Annotated in this window: 15 protein-coding genes, 1 tRNA gene and 1 pseudogene; 11 read left to right on the forward strand and 6 right to left on the reverse strand. The window is 69.9% G+C overall.

From position 1 onward, the window contains the following. Positions 1–79: 79 nt before the first annotated feature. The 4 genes from BM286_RS01260 to BM286_RS15885 are packed head-to-tail and all read left to right on the forward strand — an operon-like array spanning position 80 to position 3,380. Positions 80–1,735 (forward strand): CTP synthase, encoded by a 1,656-nt coding sequence (locus tag BM286_RS01260; RefSeq protein ID WP_092919651.1) that lies wholly within the window; start codon positions 80–82, stop codon positions 1,733–1,735. Continuing rightward, the gene (guaA, locus tag BM286_RS01265) at positions 1,736–2,653 is read left to right on the forward strand and encodes a glutamine-hydrolyzing GMP synthase (RefSeq protein WP_092919653.1); all 918 of its coding nucleotides are present in this window, start codon (positions 1,736–1,738) and stop codon (positions 2,651–2,653) included. Next, positions 2,653–3,018 (forward strand): DUF7126 family protein, encoded by a 366-nt coding sequence (locus BM286_RS01270; RefSeq protein ID WP_092919655.1) that lies wholly within the window; start codon positions 2,653–2,655, stop codon positions 3,016–3,018. The genes guaA and BM286_RS01270 overlap by 1 nt, the downstream gene beginning before the upstream one ends. Continuing rightward, positions 3,015–3,380, forward strand: a complete 366-nt coding sequence (locus tag BM286_RS15885; protein ID WP_092919657.1) for a glutaredoxin family protein — start codon at positions 3,015–3,017, stop codon at positions 3,378–3,380. The genes BM286_RS01270 and BM286_RS15885 overlap by 4 nt, the downstream gene beginning before the upstream one ends. Before the next feature lie 42 nt (positions 3,381–3,422). Here the strand turns inward: BM286_RS15885 and BM286_RS01280 are convergent. Continuing rightward, positions 3,423–3,596, reverse strand: a pseudogene (locus BM286_RS01280) (YegP family protein); the annotation flags it as partial. A gap of 114 nt (positions 3,597–3,710) precedes the next feature. On the opposite strand from BM286_RS01280, the gene BM286_RS01285 reads away from it, so the two are divergent. From BM286_RS01285 to BM286_RS01300, 4 genes are all read left to right on the forward strand, one after another. Then, positions 3,711–4,898: a metal-dependent hydrolase family protein gene (locus BM286_RS01285; protein ID WP_174548975.1), complete on the forward strand. Its 1,188-nt coding sequence runs from the start codon at positions 3,711–3,713 to the stop codon at positions 4,896–4,898. Between the two features lie 550 nt (positions 4,899–5,448). Continuing rightward, entirely contained in the window at positions 5,449–7,629 is a 2,181-nt protein-coding gene (ligA, locus tag BM286_RS01290) for an NAD-dependent DNA ligase LigA (RefSeq protein WP_092919659.1), read from the forward strand. Positions 7,630–7,699: 70 nt separating this feature from the next. Then, positions 7,700–8,743 (forward strand): ABC transporter ATP-binding protein, encoded by a 1,044-nt coding sequence (locus BM286_RS01295; RefSeq protein WP_092919661.1) that lies wholly within the window; start codon positions 7,700–7,702, stop codon positions 8,741–8,743. Continuing rightward, a complete protein-coding gene (locus BM286_RS01300; RefSeq protein ID WP_092919662.1) occupies positions 8,740–9,555 on the forward strand; it encodes an ABC transporter permease in 816 nt (271 codons plus the stop codon). Before BM286_RS01295 ends, BM286_RS01300 begins: the two co-directional genes overlap by 4 nt. Positions 9,556–9,963: 408 nt before the next feature. Here BM286_RS01300 and BM286_RS01305 read toward each other — a convergent pair. Beyond that, a tRNA-Val gene (locus tag BM286_RS01305) sits at positions 9,964–10,037 on the reverse strand. A 61-nt stretch (positions 10,038–10,098) separates the two neighbouring features. Here BM286_RS01305 and BM286_RS01310 point away from each other — a divergent pair. The 3 genes from BM286_RS01310 (at position 10,099) to BM286_RS01320 (ending at position 11,778) form a co-directional block, all read left to right on the forward strand. Beyond that, positions 10,099–10,578 carry a DUF192 domain-containing protein gene (locus tag BM286_RS01310; protein ID WP_092919664.1) on the forward strand — a complete coding sequence of 160 codons (480 nt, stop codon included), beginning with the start codon at positions 10,099–10,101 and terminating at the stop codon, positions 10,576–10,578. A gap of 71 nt (positions 10,579–10,649) precedes the next feature. Further along, on the forward strand, positions 10,650–11,066 hold the full coding sequence (locus BM286_RS01315) for an SHOCT domain-containing protein (protein ID WP_092919666.1): 417 nt from the start codon (positions 10,650–10,652) through the stop codon (positions 11,064–11,066). Positions 11,067–11,097: 31 nt separating this feature from the next. Continuing rightward, a complete protein-coding gene (locus BM286_RS01320; RefSeq protein ID WP_092919668.1) occupies positions 11,098–11,778 on the forward strand; it encodes a DUF4013 domain-containing protein in 681 nt (226 codons plus the stop codon). Between the two features lie 50 nt (positions 11,779–11,828). On the opposite strand, the gene BM286_RS01325 is transcribed toward BM286_RS01320, so the two are convergent. From BM286_RS01325 to BM286_RS01340, 4 genes are all read right to left on the reverse strand, one after another. Next, complete coding sequence (locus tag BM286_RS01325) at positions 11,829–12,974, reverse strand: ABC transporter ATP-binding protein (RefSeq protein WP_092919670.1); 1,146 nt, start codon at positions 12,972–12,974, stop codon at positions 11,829–11,831. Positions 12,975–13,070: 96 nt separating this feature from the next. Further along, positions 13,071–14,015 carry a carbohydrate ABC transporter permease gene (locus tag BM286_RS01330; protein WP_092919672.1) on the reverse strand — a complete coding sequence of 315 codons (945 nt, stop codon included), beginning with the start codon at positions 14,013–14,015 and terminating at the stop codon, positions 13,071–13,073. Beyond that, a complete protein-coding gene (locus BM286_RS01335) occupies positions 14,012–15,052 on the reverse strand; it encodes a carbohydrate ABC transporter permease (protein ID WP_092919674.1) in 1,041 nt (346 codons plus the stop codon). The genes BM286_RS01330 and BM286_RS01335 overlap by 4 nt, the downstream gene beginning before the upstream one ends. Before the next feature lie 31 nt (positions 15,053–15,083). Beyond that, positions 15,084–16,241, reverse strand: coding sequence for an ABC transporter substrate-binding protein (locus BM286_RS01340; protein ID WP_174548991.1), 1,158 nt, complete (start codon positions 16,239–16,241; stop codon positions 15,084–15,086). Positions 16,242–16,367: the final 126 nt, after the last annotated feature.

The following is a 16,367-nucleotide window of genomic DNA, read 5'->3' on the forward strand; positions in this document are numbered from 1 at the left end:
GTCGTCGCGAAACGACACGAACGTCCATCCGAAACGGAGGGTCCGAAACGGTTTTGCCCCGGCCTGCCGGACGGTCGATATGCCAGCAGATCCCGACACGGGGTACGACCCCTCGCTGGGTCGGAAGTTCGTGTTCGTCACGGGCGGGGTGATGTCCGGGCTGGGCAAGGGCATCACCGCCGCCAGCACCGGGCGCCTCCTCGCCAACGCGGGCTTCGACGTCACCGCCGTGAAGGTGGACCCGTACCTCAACGTCGACGCCGGGACGATGAACCCGTACGAGCACGGCGAGGTGTACGTCCTCAAGGACGGCGGCGAGGTCGACCTCGACTTGGGCAACTACGAGCGCTTCCTCGGCACCGACATGACGTTCGACCACAACGTCACCACGGGGAAGACGTACCAGCACGTCATCGAGCGCGAGCGCGCCGGCGACTACCTCGGCAAGACCGTCCAGATCATCCCGCACGTCACCGACGACATCAAGCGCCGGATCCGGGAGGCAGCCGAGGGCTCGGACGTCTGTCTCGTCGAGATCGGCGGGACCGTCGGCGACATCGAGTCGATGCCGTTCCTCGAGGCCCTCCGCCAGTTCGCCCACGAGGAGGACGACGAGGACATCCTCTTCACGCACGTCACCCTGGTCCCCTACTCGAAGAACGGCGAGCAGAAGACGAAGCCGACCCAGCACTCCGTGAAGGAGCTGCGTTCGATCGGGCTCCAACCGGACGTCCTCGTCGGACGGTCCGAGGACCGGTTGGAGCCGGAGACGAGAGAGAAGATCGCCCTGTTCTGCGACGTGCCCACCGAGGCCGTCTTCTCGAATCCCGACGTGGAGGACATCTACCACGTCCCGCTGATGGTCGAAGACGAGGGGTTAGACGAGTACGTGATGGAGCGCCTCGACCTCGTCGACGAGGCGCTCCCGGAGGGCGAGCGCTCGACGGAGTGGCGCGATCTGGTCACGCGCGACCGCGAGGAGGAGATCGACGTGGCGCTCGTCGGCAAGTACGCCCTCGAAGACGCGTACATGTCGATCCACGAGGCGCTGAAACACGCCGGCATCCAGACCGGCACGGAGGTGAACGTGCTGTGGGTCGACGCCGACGAGACGCGGGCGGAACACGAGCAGCGGCTCGCGGAGGCCGACGCCGTCGTCGTCCCCGGCGGCTTCGGCTCCCGCGGGATGGACGGGAAGATCGAGGCGGTCCGCTACGCCCGGGAGAACGACGTGCCGTTCCTCGGGCTCTGCTTGGGCTTCCAGATGGCGGTCGTCGAGCACGCGCGCAACGTCCTCGGGCTGACCGGCGCCCACTCCGCGGAGATCGACCCCGACACGTCCCACCCCGTCATCGACCTGCTCCCCGACCAGTACGAGACGGAAGACATGGGAGGGACGATGCGGCTCGGCGCCCACGAGACCGCCATCGAACCCGACACGCTCGCGGCCGAGGTGTACGGCGCCGACGCCTGCACCGAGCGCCACCGCCACCGCTACGAGGTGAACCCCGAGTACATCGACGCCTTAGAGGCGGACGGCCTCGTCTTCTCCGGGCGCGCCGACAACCGGATGGAGATCCTCGAACGCCCGGACCACCCGTTCTTTTTCGGGACGCAGGCGCACCCCGAGTTCCGGTCGCGGCCGGACCGCGCGAGCCCGCCGTTCGTCGCCCTCGTCGAGGCGGCGCTGGGATCGACGGACACAACCGAGCGGAACGCGGACGTGAGGCTATAGATGGTCGAGACGGACGAGTTCATCGCGGAGGCGAAAGCGGAGATCCGGGAGGCGATCGGCGACGCGAACGCCGTGATCGCCCTCTCGGGCGGGGTCGACTCCTCGGTCGCGGCGACGCTCGCGTACGAGGCGGTCGGCGACCAGCTCACCCCCGTCTACGTCGACACGGGGCTGATGCGGAAGGGGGAGACCGACGAGATCCGCGACACGTTCGACTTCATGGAGTCGCTGCGGGTGATCGAAGCCCAGGACCGGTTCTTCGACCGCCTCGAAGGCGTCACGGACCCCGAAGAGAAGCGCCACGTCATCGGCGAGGGGTTCATCGACGAGTTCGAGACCGTCGCGCGCGACGTCGACGCCGACTACCTCGTTCAGGGGACGATCTACCCCGACCGCATCGAGTCGGAGGGGAACATCAAGTCGCACCACAACGTCGGCGGCCTCCCCGAGGTCGTCGACTTCGAGGGGATCGTCGAGCCCGTGCGAGACCTCTACAAGGACGAGGTGCGCGAGGTCGCCCGCGCGCTCGGCCTCGAGGAGATCATCTCCGAGCGCATGCCGTTCCCCGGCCCCGGGCTCGCCGTCCGGATCGTCGGCGAGGTGACGCCCGAGAAGGCCGCGGTCGCCCGCGAGGCGACACACGTCGTCGAGGCGGAGCTCGAGGAGTACGACCCGTGGCAGGCGTTCGCCGCGGTCCTCGGCAAGGCGACGGGCGTCAAGGGCGACAACCGCGTCCACGGCTGGGTGGTCGCGGTGCGTTCCGTCGAGAGCCGCGACGGGATGACCGCCCGCGCGCAGGAGCTCGACTGGAGCACGCTCCAGCGGATCCAGAGCCGGATCACCGGCGAGAACGAGGACGTGGCGCGGGTCGTCTACGACGTGACCCACAAACCGCCCGCGACGATCGAGTACGAGTGATGGCGGACCGGCTACTCGCGGTCGTCGCCGGCCCGGACGAGCGCGGCCTCGGCGAGGAACTGGCGGCGCTGGGCGTCGAGGTCGCTCGCGTCGACGGGCTCGTCACGGCGGCGAAACTCGAGGACGCGGGGATCGGCGGCGCCGGTCTGTTCGTCCTCACCGACGTGGAGGAGGCGACCGGGATCCCGATCGCCAAGGAGCTGAACTCCGACGTTCGGATCGTGACGTACGCGACCCGATCGCTGCCGGAGTTCGTCGCGACCGTCGCGGACCTCGCGGTCGACCCCGCGCTGCTGGACGCCGCGACGGTCGCCGAGGAACTGACCGGCGACGCGGAACCGAACGACGCCGAGACCGAGCCGTGACCGGGGACGATTCGACCGCCGACGCGGACGCGGCCGAGGACGACCCGGCCGACGACGCGGACGCGGCCGAGGACGACCTCACCGCCGACGGCGGGGAAGACGCCCCCGCGACGGTCCCTCTCACCCTCTACACCCGCGAGGACTGCTCGCTGTGCGTCGTCGCCCGCGAGACGATCGAGTCGGTCGCGGCCGACCTCGACGGCGTGCGGGTCGCCCTCGACGTGGTCGACGTGGACACCGACCCCGAGCTCGCCGACGAGTACGGCGAGCGCGTCCCGTACGTCCTCGTCGACGGGAACCCGGCGTTCAAGTACGAGATCGAGGAGCGCGACCTGCGGCTGAAGCTCTTAGCGGCGACCTGAGTCCGAAAAAGCGCGCCGCGGACGGGAGTTCGGCGGCGCGGACTACTGCTCGACCGTCTCCGCGCCGGGCGCGTTCGCCTTCACGCGGGTCACGGCCTCGACGGCGTTCGACCGGGAGGCGTACCCCTCGCCGGAGTCGGCGAGGACGTTGCCGTTGCGGTGGCGGAGCCGCCAGCGCCACTCCGCGGCGGCGTCGCGGTACACCTCGAACGCCGCGGGATCGATCCGGAGGTATTTCATACAGTCGTGGCGGACGTCGCGGTCCCCGCCGTCCGCCGCCCGACTACCGCGACCCGAGCGTTTACCACGCGGACGCTCCCTCATAGTCGTATGTACGTACTGCGAGGCGGTCGCGTGGCGGACGCCGCGGGGACCCGCGAGGCCGACGTGGCGGTCGCGGACGGCGAGGTCGTCGCGGTCGGCGAGCCGGGGGCGGTCGACGACGCGCTGGCGGCCCTCGGCGACGATGGGGAGCCGACCGAGGTCGACGCCGACGGGCAGGTCGTCGCCCCCGGGCTGATCGACGCGCACGTCCACGTGATGATGGACGGACGGCCGGACGTCTCGACCGCGGTATCCGACAGCGACTACACCGCGAGCTATCGGGCCGCGAGCAACCTCGAATCGGCCGTCTCGGCCGGCGTCACGACCATCCGCGACCTCGGGAGCCGGGGGACGCTCGCGCTCGACGCGGGCGAGGCGGTCGCCGCCGGCGACATCGACGGCCCGCGAGTGCTCGCCTGCGGCCGCAACGTGATCATGACCGGCGGCCACGGCAACTGGTTCGGCCGCGAGGCCGACGGCCCCGCGGAGGTGCGGAAGGCGGCGCGCGAGCAGCTGAAGGCGGGCGCGGACGTGCTCAAGTGTATGGCCACCGGCGGCGTCCTCACCGAGGGCGCGGTGACGGGCGCCCCCGAGCTCAATCCCGAGGAGCTGGCCGCGTTCACCGACGCGGCCGCCCCGACCGACACGCCCACCGCGGCTCACGCCCACGGCGAGGAAGGAATCAAGAACGCCGTCGAGGCCGGTATCTCCAGCGTCGAACACGGGACGTTCATGGACCGCGAGGCCGCCGAGATGATGGCCGAGCGCGGCACCTACTGGGTGCCGACCGCAAGCGCGCTCCGCGGCATCGTCGACAACGGCGTCGAGGCCGGCATCCCCGAGGACGCCGTCGCGAAGGCCGAGGACGCCGCGGACCGCTTCGACGACGCGTGGGACCACGCGCTGGAGGCCGGCGTCCCGATCGCGATGGGCACCGACGCGGGCACCCCGTTCAACTTCTTCGAGGAGATCCCCGGGGAGATGGCGCACATGGTCGAGTACGGGCTCTCGCCGGAGCGGGCGCTGGAGGCCGCCACCGTCAACGCCGCCGACCTGCTCGGACTCGACGACGTGGGGCGCGTCGAGGAGGGGTACGCGGCGGATCTGGTCCTTCTCGACGCCGACCCGAACGAAGACGTCGAGGCGTGGCGGGAGCCCGACGCGGTGTTCGCGCGCGGCGAGCGCCTCGAATAGGCTAATCCGACCCATCGCGGCTCCTATAAGCAGCCGAGTGGCTTCGCAGTCAGCTGTCTGTAACCGAACGACGATTCTGCGGTGAACGTCCCCAGGGCCTCGGCCGTTCGGTTCCGAATCGTTGTCACCGAACTGACGGCGGATACCGCCAAAGCCCCGGTCGCGAGGCCGACGCACGCTCGCTGCGCTCCTTGTCACTCACTTCGTTCGTTCCCGCGGTGCTTACGTCGCCTGCGTTGGCCTCGCGACTGCCCCTTTGGGTCCCACCCGACCGCGACCGCACAGCGCCTCACGCCTCCCCAGCCTCGCGGTTCGCGCTCTGCGAGCGCTCACCGCGTCCCTCGGGGACGGTCGCCGGACTACGTCCGGCTGCCAGAGGGACCTTCGGTCCCTCGCTGTTCGCGGCCGCCGGTGGCGGCCGCTCACCGGCGCGCCGACCGAACTACGCGTTCAGTTATAAACCATCTCGCCGCGGCCGCCGATCTGCGCACCCGACCGCGAAGCGGGTCGAACGGTCGCTTTTAACCCGAGCCGACGCAAGGGTCGGTCGATGACGAGCGCGCAATCCGGGTCGTCGGCCCGGCACGCGGACCCGGACGAGAACCCGTACATCGAGGACCCGCCGACCGACTTCGACCCGGTCGACGACCTCGCAGAGACCGAGGCCGCCGAGCAGGCCGAACTGCTCCGGGCGGCCGTCCGCGAGCACGACCACCGGTACTACGTCGAGGCCGATCCCCTCATCTCCGACGAGGCGTACGACCGGCTGTTCGCCCGGCTTCGGGACCTCGAAGACGCGTTCGACCTGCCGACCGAGAACTCCCCGACGCGGCAGGTCGGCGGCGAGCCCGTCGACGCGCTGGAGACGGTCGAACACGTCGCGCCGATGCGCTCGATCGACAACGACACCGACGCCGCGGCGGTCCGCGAGTTCGACGAGCGCGTCCGCGAGGGGCTGGCCGACGCGGCCCGGTCCGGCGACCTCCCCGGGTTCGACCCCGACGACCTCGCGTACGTCTGCGAGCCGAAGTTCGACGGCCTCTCGATCGAGGTGATATACGAGGACGGCGCGTACGTCCGCGCGGCCACCCGCGGCGACGGCCGCGAGGGCGACGACGTCACCGAGCAGGTCCGGACGATCGGCTCGGTGCCCGGCCGCCTGCGCGGCGACGACCACCCCGAGCGCCTCGCCGTTCGCGGGGAGGCTTACATGCCCAGAGACGCCTTCGAGGCGTACAACGACGAGCTGATCGAGCGGGGCGAGGAGCCGTTCGCGAACCCGCGCAACGCCGCGGCCGGCACGCTCCGCCAACTGGACCCGTCGGTCGTCGCCGAGCGCCCCCTCGACGTCTTCTTCTTCGACGTGCTCGCGTGGGAGGCCGGCGACGGGGGCCCGGAGCGCCCCCCGCGCCACCGCGACGCGCTCGACGCGTTCGAGTCGCTCGGGCTCCGCCGGAACGACCGGGTGAAGACCGTCGACGACGTCGAGGCCGCGATCGAGTACCGCGACGAGATACTGACCGCCCGCGACGACCTGAACTACGCGGTCGACGGCGTCGTGATCAAGGTCGACGCCCTCGCGCACCGCGAGGCGCTCGGCGCCACGTCGCGCGCCCCGCGCTGGGCGTTCGCCCACAAGTTCCCCCCGCGGACCGCGACGACGACCGTCGAGGGGGTCACGGTCCAGGTCGGCCGCACCGGGCGGCTCACGCCCGTCGCGGAGCTCGATCCCGTCGACGTCGGCGGCGTCACCGTCTCGCGGGCGACGCTCCACAACCCCGCCGAGATCGAGGCGCTCGGCGTCAACGTCGGTGACCGCGTCCGGATCTACCGCGCGGGCGACGTGATCCCGTACGTCCCGGAGGTCGTCGAGAAGCGCAGCGAGGGAGCCTACCAGTTCCCCGACGCCTGTCCCGTCTGCGGCGCCGAGATCGAGCGCGACGGCCCGCTCGCGTTCTGTACCGGGGGGCTCGGCTGTTCCGCGCAGTTAGAGCGCGCGGTCGAACACTGGGCGCGCCGCGACGCGCTCGACGTCGAGGGGCTCGGCCCGGAGCGGGTCGAACAGCTCCGCGAGGCCGGCCTCGTCGAGTCGCTGCCGGACCTGTACGACCTGACCGTCGACGACCTCGCCGCGCTGGATGGGTGGGGCGAGACGAGCGCCGAGAACCTGGTCGCGGAGCTCGACGCGACCCGGAACCCGTCGCTCGACGACTTCCTCGCCGGGCTGGGGATCCCCGACGTGGGCGCGACGACCGCCCGGGCGCTCGCCGCGCACTTCGGGACGCTCGACGCCCTCCTCGACGCCGACGAGGCGGCCCTCCGCGAGGTCGACGACGTGGGCCCCGAGGTGGCGGAATCGATCCGGACGTTCCTCGACACCGAGGAGAATCGCGCCGCCATCGAGGGGCTCCGCGAGCGCGGCGTCGACCCCGAGCCGTTCGAGACCGACGCGCCCGACGGACCGACCGACGCGCTCGACGGCCTCACCTTCGTGTTCACCGGATCGCTGTCGGTGACCCGCGGCGACGCGCAGGCCCACGTCGAGGCGCACGGCGCGAACGCCACGTCGAGCGTCTCCGGGAACACCGACTACCTCGTCGCCGGCGAGGACCCAGGGCGATCGAAGCGCGACGACGCGGCCGCCGAGGACGTGCCGGTCGTCGACGAGGACGGGCTCGCCGACCTGCTCGCGGAGCGCGGCGTGGCGTGGCCGCCGGAGGGGGGCGAGTAGCGCCGCGACGCGCGGGCGACGCTCGCTCCGACCCGCAATCCTTTATCAGGTGACGCCGGAACCGAGTGGTATGACCGCTATCGAACTGCGGGGCGTGACCAAGGAGTTCGCCGACGTCACGGCCGTTCGCGACCTCGATCTCACCGTCGAAGACGGCGAGGTGTACGGGTTCCTCGGCCCGAACGGTGCGGGCAAGTCGACGACGATCGACGTGCTCCTCGATCTCGTCCGCCCGACCGCCGGGGCGGTCCGCGTCCTCGGCGCCGACGTCGCGACCGACGGGGTCGATATCCGACGGCGGACCGGCGTGCTACCTGACGGCTTCTCGGTGTACGACCGGCTCTCCGGGCGGAAACACGTCGAGTTCGCCGTCGAGTCGAAAGCGGCCGACGACGACCCGGACGCCCTGCTCGACCGCGTCGGCCTCGCCGGCGCCGCGGACCGCGCCGCCGGCGAGTACTCGAAGGGGATGCGCCAGCGACTCGCGCTGGCGATGGCGCTCGTCGGCGACCCCGACCTGCTGATCCTCGACGAGCCCTCCTCCGGCCTCGACCCGGCCGGCGCCAAGGAGATGCGCGAGATCGTCCGCGCGGAGGCCGACCGCGGCGCCACCGTCTTCTTCTCCTCGCACATCCTCGAACAGGTCGACGCCGTCTGCGACCGCGTCGGCATCCTCCGCGACGGCGAACTCGTCGCCGAGGACTCCGTTGAAGGCCTCCGCGAGGCCGTCGGCGGCGAGGAGACCTTAGAGGTCGCGGCCGCGGGTGCCGACGACGACGCGGTGGCGGCGGTCCGCGCGCTCGCCGGCGTCTCCGGCGTCTCCCGCGACGGCGACGAACTGGTGGTGAACTGCGCGAGCGACGCCAAGACCGACGTCATCGCCGCCCTGGAGGACGCCGGCGTCGCGGTCGACGACTTCCACACCCGCGAGGCCTCGCTCGAGGACCTCTTCCTGGCGTACACGGAGGGGGACGCGGCGGAGCGCGACGCCGACGCCGCCGATTCCGATTCTGCCTCGACGGAACCCGATCCGGCGCACGACGAGCCGGACGCGGCCGACGACGCCGGTCCGCCGCACGATGATTCGGACGCGACCGAGGGGGTGGACCGATGAGCCTCACGGCCGTCGCTCGGAAGGACTTCCAGGAGACGGTCCGGTCGCGCGGGATGCTCGTCCTCGTGGCGCTGTTCTCGCTGCTCGTCTCGGCGTTCGCGTTCGCCGTACGGCCCACGGGCGGGAGCGAGCAATTCGCGACCGAACTGCTGTTGAGCGTCTTCATCGGCCCCTTCCTCGTCACGACGCTCGTCCCGCTCGTCGGGGTCGTCGTCGGCTACGACGCTGTCAGCGGCGAGCGCGAGTCCGGATCGCTGAAGCTGCTCTTATCGCTCCCGCACTCGCGGGCCGACGTGGTCCTGGGGAAGGTCGCCGGCCGCGGCGCGGCGCTCGCGCTCGCGGTGTTCGCCGGGTTCCTGCTGCCCGCGCTGGTGTTGATCGTCGCCCCGGTCGTGTTCAACGCCGGCGCGTTCCTCGGCTACACCGTATTCGCGGCCGCGCTCGGCGTCGCGTTCGTCGCCATCGCTGTCGGCTGTTCGGCCGCGTCCGCGATCCAGCGCCGGGCGCTCATCGGGGCCGTCGCGATATACGTCCTCTTCGTCCTGCTGTGGGGCGCTATCACCGGCCGGCTGGTCGGGGCCGCCGGTCCCGTCGTCGACGCACTTCCGCTGTCGGCGGCGCAGCTCCGGGTGTTCCTCCGGGTCTCGAACCCGACGACCGCGGTCGAGGTGCTGTCGACCGCGTTCCTCGGCGAGCAGCTGTTCAGCGGTAACTCCGCGAACCAGCAGCTCTCGGCCGCTGCGATGTTAGTGTTCTGGACGCTCGCGCCGCCGCTCGCCGGGCTGCTGAAGTTCGACGCGGACGACCTGTAACGGACCGCCTCACGGGGTTGCTCGCGACGGCGAAGTGGGCTCGGGCGGGTTCGAACCTCACTCACTCCGCTCGCTTCGCTCGCTTCGTTCCCTGCTTCGAACCCGCCTCAAACATTCACAGCGGCGCCGCTCACGAGTTGTTCGCGGCGCCGACAGTGGGCTCGGGCGGGTTCGAACCGAAATCGGACGTGCTCGCTCCTTCGTCGCTGCGCGCGACCGATAGGGTTCGACCGCCCTCGCAGACATTTCTGTGACTCACTTCGTTCGTCCCAGAAATGGGCTCGGGCGGGTTCGAACCGAAGAAAGACGGTCGTCTCGCTTCGCTCGACGCTGCGTCTTTCAGGGTTCGAACCGCGCCCTCAGACAGTCACGACGGCGCCGCTCACGATGTGTTCGCGGCGCCGATAGTGGGCTCGGGCGGGTTCGAACCGCCGATCTCAGCCTTGTAAAGGCCGCGTCATAACCAGCTAGACCACGAGCCCTCACCCGTTTGAACCCGCCGAGAGCGGAAAACGATTTCCTTCCGCGACGCGAACCCCGACCGTGAACCGCCGCCTCGTCGGTGTCGCGGCCGCGCTCGCGCTGATCGCCGTCGCCGGACTCGGCGCCGCCGCCGCGAACCCGACCCTCCTGATCACCGGCTACGACACCGCCACGGTCGAGGCCGTCGACGGCGAGACGGGCGAGACGCTCGCGACCGTCGAGGCCCGGGTCGCGGACGGGTTCGTGAAACGGTACGTCGGCCTCTCCGCGACCGACGATCTCGACGCTGGCGAAGGGATGTTGTTCGTCCACGCCGACGCCGCGGAGCGCGCCTACGTGATGCGCGACATGGCGTTCCCGCTCGACATCGTCTTCGCCGATGCCAACGGGACCGTCACGACGATCCATGAGGCGGCGCCGGAGTCGCGGCCGCTCACTCGCTACGAGGGCACCGGCCGGTACGTCCTCGAAGTCCCGCGCGGATGGAGCGAGCGCCACGGCGTCGAGCCGGGCGACAGGCTGGTGATCGACCGGTCGTGAGCCCGACCGCCGCGGGCCGCCGCCGGCCCGCCGACGAAACCGCTTTCCCGCTCGCAGTCGTCGCCACGACCATGACCGGACTTCCCCGCCGGATCGCGTGGAACCTCCGCCACCGCTGGCGGCGGGTGTTCGCGCTCTGCGTCGTCGGCGCCGGCGTCGCCGCCCCCCTCCTCACCGGCCTCTGGTGGCTCCTCCCGCTCGTGTGGTTCTTCGGCCTCTTCATCGTGCTACCCGTCCTCCACACGCTGACGAAGCCACTTCCGGACGACGGGACGGACGGCTCCCGAGCGGCATCCGACGACCCCGCGCTCGACGCCCTCCGAGAGCGCTACGCGCGCGGCGATATCGACGAACGCGAGTTCGAGCGTAAGCTCGACCGCCTCCTGGAGACCGAGGACGCCGAGACGGTGACCGATCCGCCCGACGGCGACGTTACAGACCGCGTCCGCAAGGGGATTCGAACCGAGATGGAGCGGCTCCGCGAATGACCGCTCGACGGCTTCCGTCGGGGGGCGACTGATGTTCGTCGAGGCCCTCCGGTACCCGTTCGCGGACCGAACGCGGCTCGACGGCACTGCGAAGTGTCTCGCGGCGCTGCTGCTCGGCGGCGCGCTGCTCCGGACGGCGGCGGGGCTCTGGCCCGACTGGGCGCTGCTGGTCCCGCTCCTGCTCGCCGTCGGTCCCCTCGTCGCGTTCCTCGGACTCGTCGGCGGCGTGCTCGCGGGAGAGGGGTTCCGACCGGTCGCGACGGCCGCGACGGCTCGGCTCGGCGGGCGCCTGCTCGGCGTCGGCGCCGTCTACCTCTCTCCGGCGGCTGTCACCGTCGCCGCCGTCAGCTACATCGTCGCGCGGGGGACGGTCCCGAGCGCGCTGAGCGGCGTGACGATCGCGACGCTCGCGACCGTCGCGCTGCTCGTCACGGTCGTCTGCGCGTACCTCTTCCCCTCCGCGGCCGCGGTGAGCGTGCGGAACGGGCTTCGTGCCGGCCTCGATCGGGACGCGATCCGCGGGACGGCCTCGAGTTCGTACTTCCTCGCGTGGGTCGGCGCGACCGTCCTCGTCGTCGTCGCGTGGACCGCGCTGGCGGCGACGGCCGAGCGGAGCGTCGCCGCGCTCCTCGTCCTCGCGTGGACCGCGTACGCCCACGTCGCCGCCGCGGCGCTGCTCGCCGAGGGCGTCGGTCGGACGAAGTACTGGTGAGCGCCGGAGCGAGCGCGAGCATCGAAACGGCGGCGACGACCCGCGCCGAGTCAGAGGTCGATCTGCGCGGCCGCGTCCTCCATCGACCGGTTGTGGAGCGCTTCTCCCGTGGCGCGGTCGAAGACGTGGATCGCGTCCTCCGGGACCCGCGCGGTCACCGTGTCGCCCTCGCTAACGCGGTTGAACCCGTCGATGGTCGCGACGAGCGTCGCCGCGGTCTCCGGGTCCGCGTCGGGATCGAAGTGGAGGTACACCGTGTTCTCGTCGCCCATCGGCTCGACGACGTCGACGGTCGTCTCGAACGCGTGCTCGCCTCCCTCGTCGACGAGCTCGACCGCCTCGGGGCGGATCCCGAGCCTGAGGTCGGTCACGCCGCCGAGGTCCGACTGAACCGACTCGTCGATCGAATACTCGAATACCTCGCCGACGAGCCGATCTCCCTCGAGCGTCACGTCGAAGAAGTTCATCGACGGCTCGCCGAGGAAGCTCGCGACGAACTGGTTTGTCGGCTCGTGGTAACACTCCAGCGGCGTCGCGACCTGCTGGAGCTCGCCGCCGTCGAGGATGGCGATCCGATCGCCCATCGTCATCGCCTCGGTCTGGTCGTGGGTGACGTACACGGTCGTCACGCCGAGGTCGTTCTGGAGCCGCTGGAGCTCGGTACGCATCTCCGCGCGGAGCTTCGCGTCGAGGTTGCTGAGCGGCTCGTCCATCAGGAACACCTCGGGGTCGCGCACGATGGCGCGGCCGAGGGCGACGCGCTGCTGTTGGCCGCCCGAGAGGTCGCTCGGCTTCCGGTCGAGTAGGTTCGAAATGCCGAGCATCTCGCCGGTCTCCGAGACCATCCGGTTGATCTCGTCGTCGGGGAGGTCCGTCGACTCCTCGAGTCCGAACGACATGTTCTGCCGGACGCTCATATGCGGGTAGAGCGCGTACGACTGAAACACCATCGCGATGTCTCTGTCCTGCGATTTCACGTCGTTGACGACGCGGTTATCGATGCTGAGCGTGCCGGACGTGATCGTCTCGAGGCCGGCGACCATCCGGAGCGTGGTAGACTTCCCGCAGCCGGACGGGCCGACGACGACGAGGAACTCGCCGTCGTCGATCGACAGCGACACGTCGTCGACCGCGACGATCTCCTCGTCGCCGTCCTGGAACGTCTTCGTTATCGAGTCGAGTTCAAGCGTTGCCATATCTTTGTGTTGTGGTCGGTGTCGAGTGGTCGGTCGCGCGCCGCGTCGCGTCTGCTCCCCAGTGGTCGCCGTCGCCGGACGAGGGGCGCGTCCGGCTCACGCCGCCACCCCCTCGGCGAACTCCTCGCCGAAGAAGATGTACACCGCCAGCGTCGGCAGCGCCGCGAAGAACGCCCCGGCCATCCGGAGCGCGAAGTCCTGCCCCTCAAGCGAGGTCCCGAGCCCGGCGAGGATCAACACGACGGGCGCGGCCGGGCTCGACTCCGTCGAGACGAGCACCAGCGTGAAGAGGAGGTCGTTCCAGATCTGGGTGAACTGATAGATCAGGACGACGGCGAACATCGGTCCCGACAGCGGGAGGACGATCCGCCGGTACACCCGACGGAGCGTCGCCCCGTCCAGGCGGGCCGACTCGATCATCTCGTCGCTCATCGTCTTGTAGTACGTCCGGAACAGGAGCGTACAGATCGGGATCCCGTAGGCGACGTGGGTGATCACCAGTTCGATGATGCCGGCGTAGTCGTCCGGGACGCCGAGCGCCCAGACGAACGACAGCGTCTGGGTGAGCTGGACCCACTGCGACCAGAACTGGGTCAGCGGCACCAGCACGGCCTGATACGGGATGAAGATCCCGGCGATGATGAGCATGAGCACCACCGCCTTGTACGACTGCTTCCACGTCGGGATCGTCAGCCCGTACGCGGTGACGCTCCCGACGAACGCCGAGATCACCGTCGCGGGCACGGCGTACAGCAGGCTGTTCCCCATGCCGCGCAACAGGGCGTCGATCGCCGCCTGCCACTTCTCGAAGGTGAGCCCGGACGCCCCCGGCGGAGCGAACGGCGCCGTCTCGATGATCGCGGTGCCGGTCTTGAACGACGTCACCAGCCCGGACTCGATGGGAACGAGGTAGAACGCCGCCGCGAAGATCAGGACGACGTACAGCCCGGCGTCTTCGACCGTCGTCTGGTCGAGGGTCCGCCGCAGTCGCGCTGTCGTCGTCATCGTACCCCCGTCGGTTCTGGGTTCCGTGTCGCTCATAGGTTGTTCCTCCGGTATTCGTACACGAGATAGGGGCCGATGACGCTGAGCGCCATCCCGAACAGGACGATGGCGATCGCCGACCCGTACGCCCAGTTGAGGTTCGCGTACGCCTCACGCACCATCTTCGTCGCGAGGATGTCGGCGCCGTTCGGCGGCCGGTACCCCCCGACAAGCGAGTAGAGGAAGTCGAAGGCCTTCATCCCGAACACCATCAGCACGACGGCGGCGCTGATCGTCGCGCCCTTCAGCTGGGGAATGATCACGCGCCAGTACATCTTCAGGGCCGACGCGCCGTCGACCTTGGCCGCCTCGTAGTGTTCTGTCGGAATCGCGCGGAGCCCGGCGAGGTACACGACCATCGCGTACCCCGAGAACTGCCACATCAACGCGAAGATGATCGCGTAGAGGACGATGTCCTGGTTGCCGAGCCAGCTTATCGGGCCGAGTCCGAACGTCCCGATGAGGTTGTTGGCGATCCCGTTGTTGTAGTTGTAGATCCACAGCCAGAACTGGGCCGTCACCACGAACGAGAGGCTCATCGGGAGGAGGTAGATCGTCCGGAACGTGTTCTCGAACCGGATCCCCCTGTCTATCAGGATCGCCAACACGAGACCGACGATGAGCGTCCCCGCGGTGAACGCGATCAGCAGGATGAGCGTGTTGACCGCGGCGTCGATGAACCCGGAGTCCGCGAGCGCCCGGGTGTACATCTCGAAGTCGAGATCCGAGTAGTCCGGCGCGTTCTCGAAGCGCTGGTAGTCGGTCAGCGAGATCAGCAGGTTCCAGATGACCGCACCGTAGACGAACAGCCCCATCAGCAGGAACGGCGGGAGCCAGAAGACGGACGACTCCATGAAGTCGCTTCCGAAGCGCCGATCCAGGCTCGCCTTGAGACGGGTCGTCACGTCACGGTCCGGCTCCGCCGGCGGTTCGGCCGCGGGGCCGTCGGTCACGACGCCGCCGTCGGCGCGGACCCCGCCGTCGTCTGGGTTAGCCTCGTCGTCCCCCGAGGAGGGCCTGATCGTCCGGTACAATCGACGATAAAAATCCAGCATCGCGTGGATTTCAGTTCGACACCGCGTCCAGGAAGCCCGTCGTCGCCGCGTCGACGTTGTACGGGCCGGTGAACTCCGAGGAGATGACCTCGTTGAGCGCGGTCATCGTCTCGGAGGGGACGCCCAGCCCGTGCTGGAGGTTCGGCGGTCGGTACTCCGCGTTCGCGAAGTCCTCGGCCGTCTCCTGGAGGTACGGACCGAACTCCTCCATGCTCACGTCGGTCCGGGTCGGGATCGACCCCTTGTACTGGTTGAACGCGATCTGGGCCTCCGGGCTGCCGACGAACGCCTCCCAGGTCTTCGAGGCCTCGGGCGTCGGGTTGTTCGCCGGGTAGAGGAACGAGTCGAAGTGGAGCGTGTACATGCCCTCCGTGCCGGGGAACGTCTTGAAGCCCCAGTCGTCCTCGTAGGCGAAGTCCTCGGCGTTCCGGAACGCGCCCGCCGCCCAGTTGCCCTGGTGGATGAAGGCGGCGTTGCCGTTGATGATGTTCTGGTTCGACTCGGTCAGCCCGATCGAGGACGCGTCCTCGCTGATGTGGTTCTCCAGCATCTCCGCGGTCCGCTCGAACGCGGCGCGAACGGCGCTCTCGGAGCCCTCGCCGTTGAGGAAGTCCATGTACGGCTGGTAACCGTTCTCACCGAGCATCACGGCACCCCACAGCTGGGTCGTCGTCCAGGTGCCGGACATCCCGTGCGTCATGGGAACCGCGTCCGTCTCGCTAGCGACCGTCTCGAACGCGTCGATGAGCGCCGAGGGGCTGTTCAGCGAGTCGACGTCGATCCCGGCGTCCTCGACGACGGAGACGTTGTAGAACAGGCAGTTCAGTCGGTGGGAGCCGAGCGGCACGGCGCGGTAGCTGCCGTTCTGCTGGTGGAGGTCGATGGCCTCGTCGACCATCACCTCCTCGAAGTTGTTCTGCTCCCAGACGTCGTCGACGCTACCGAGGACTCCCTCGTAGCGGAGGAGGTTCGGGCCGGGCCAGTTGGCGAACGACCCCGGCGGGTCGTCGCTCTGGAGCCGGTTCGCGACCACGGCGTCGAGGTTCTGGTTACCGCCGCCGCCGATGGGGTTCATTTCGAGGCCCGTGTCGGGGTGGGCCTCGTTGAACGCCTCCTCGAGCGCCTCGGCCGCCGCCGCCCCGTCGCCGCCGGTCCAGCCGTGAAGCACTTCGACCGGGTTACCGGAACCGCCGCCGCCGTTACTGCCGTTACCGCCGCCGCCACCGCCGCCGGAACAGCCGGCGATCCCCACGGTCGCGAGGCTCCCGGCGCCGGCCACGTAGTGGCGACGGGT

This window comes from Halorubrum sodomense (assembly GCF_900111935.1).
Taxonomy (GTDB): Archaea; Halobacteriota; Halobacteria; order Halobacteriales; family Haloferacaceae; genus Halorubrum; species Halorubrum sodomense.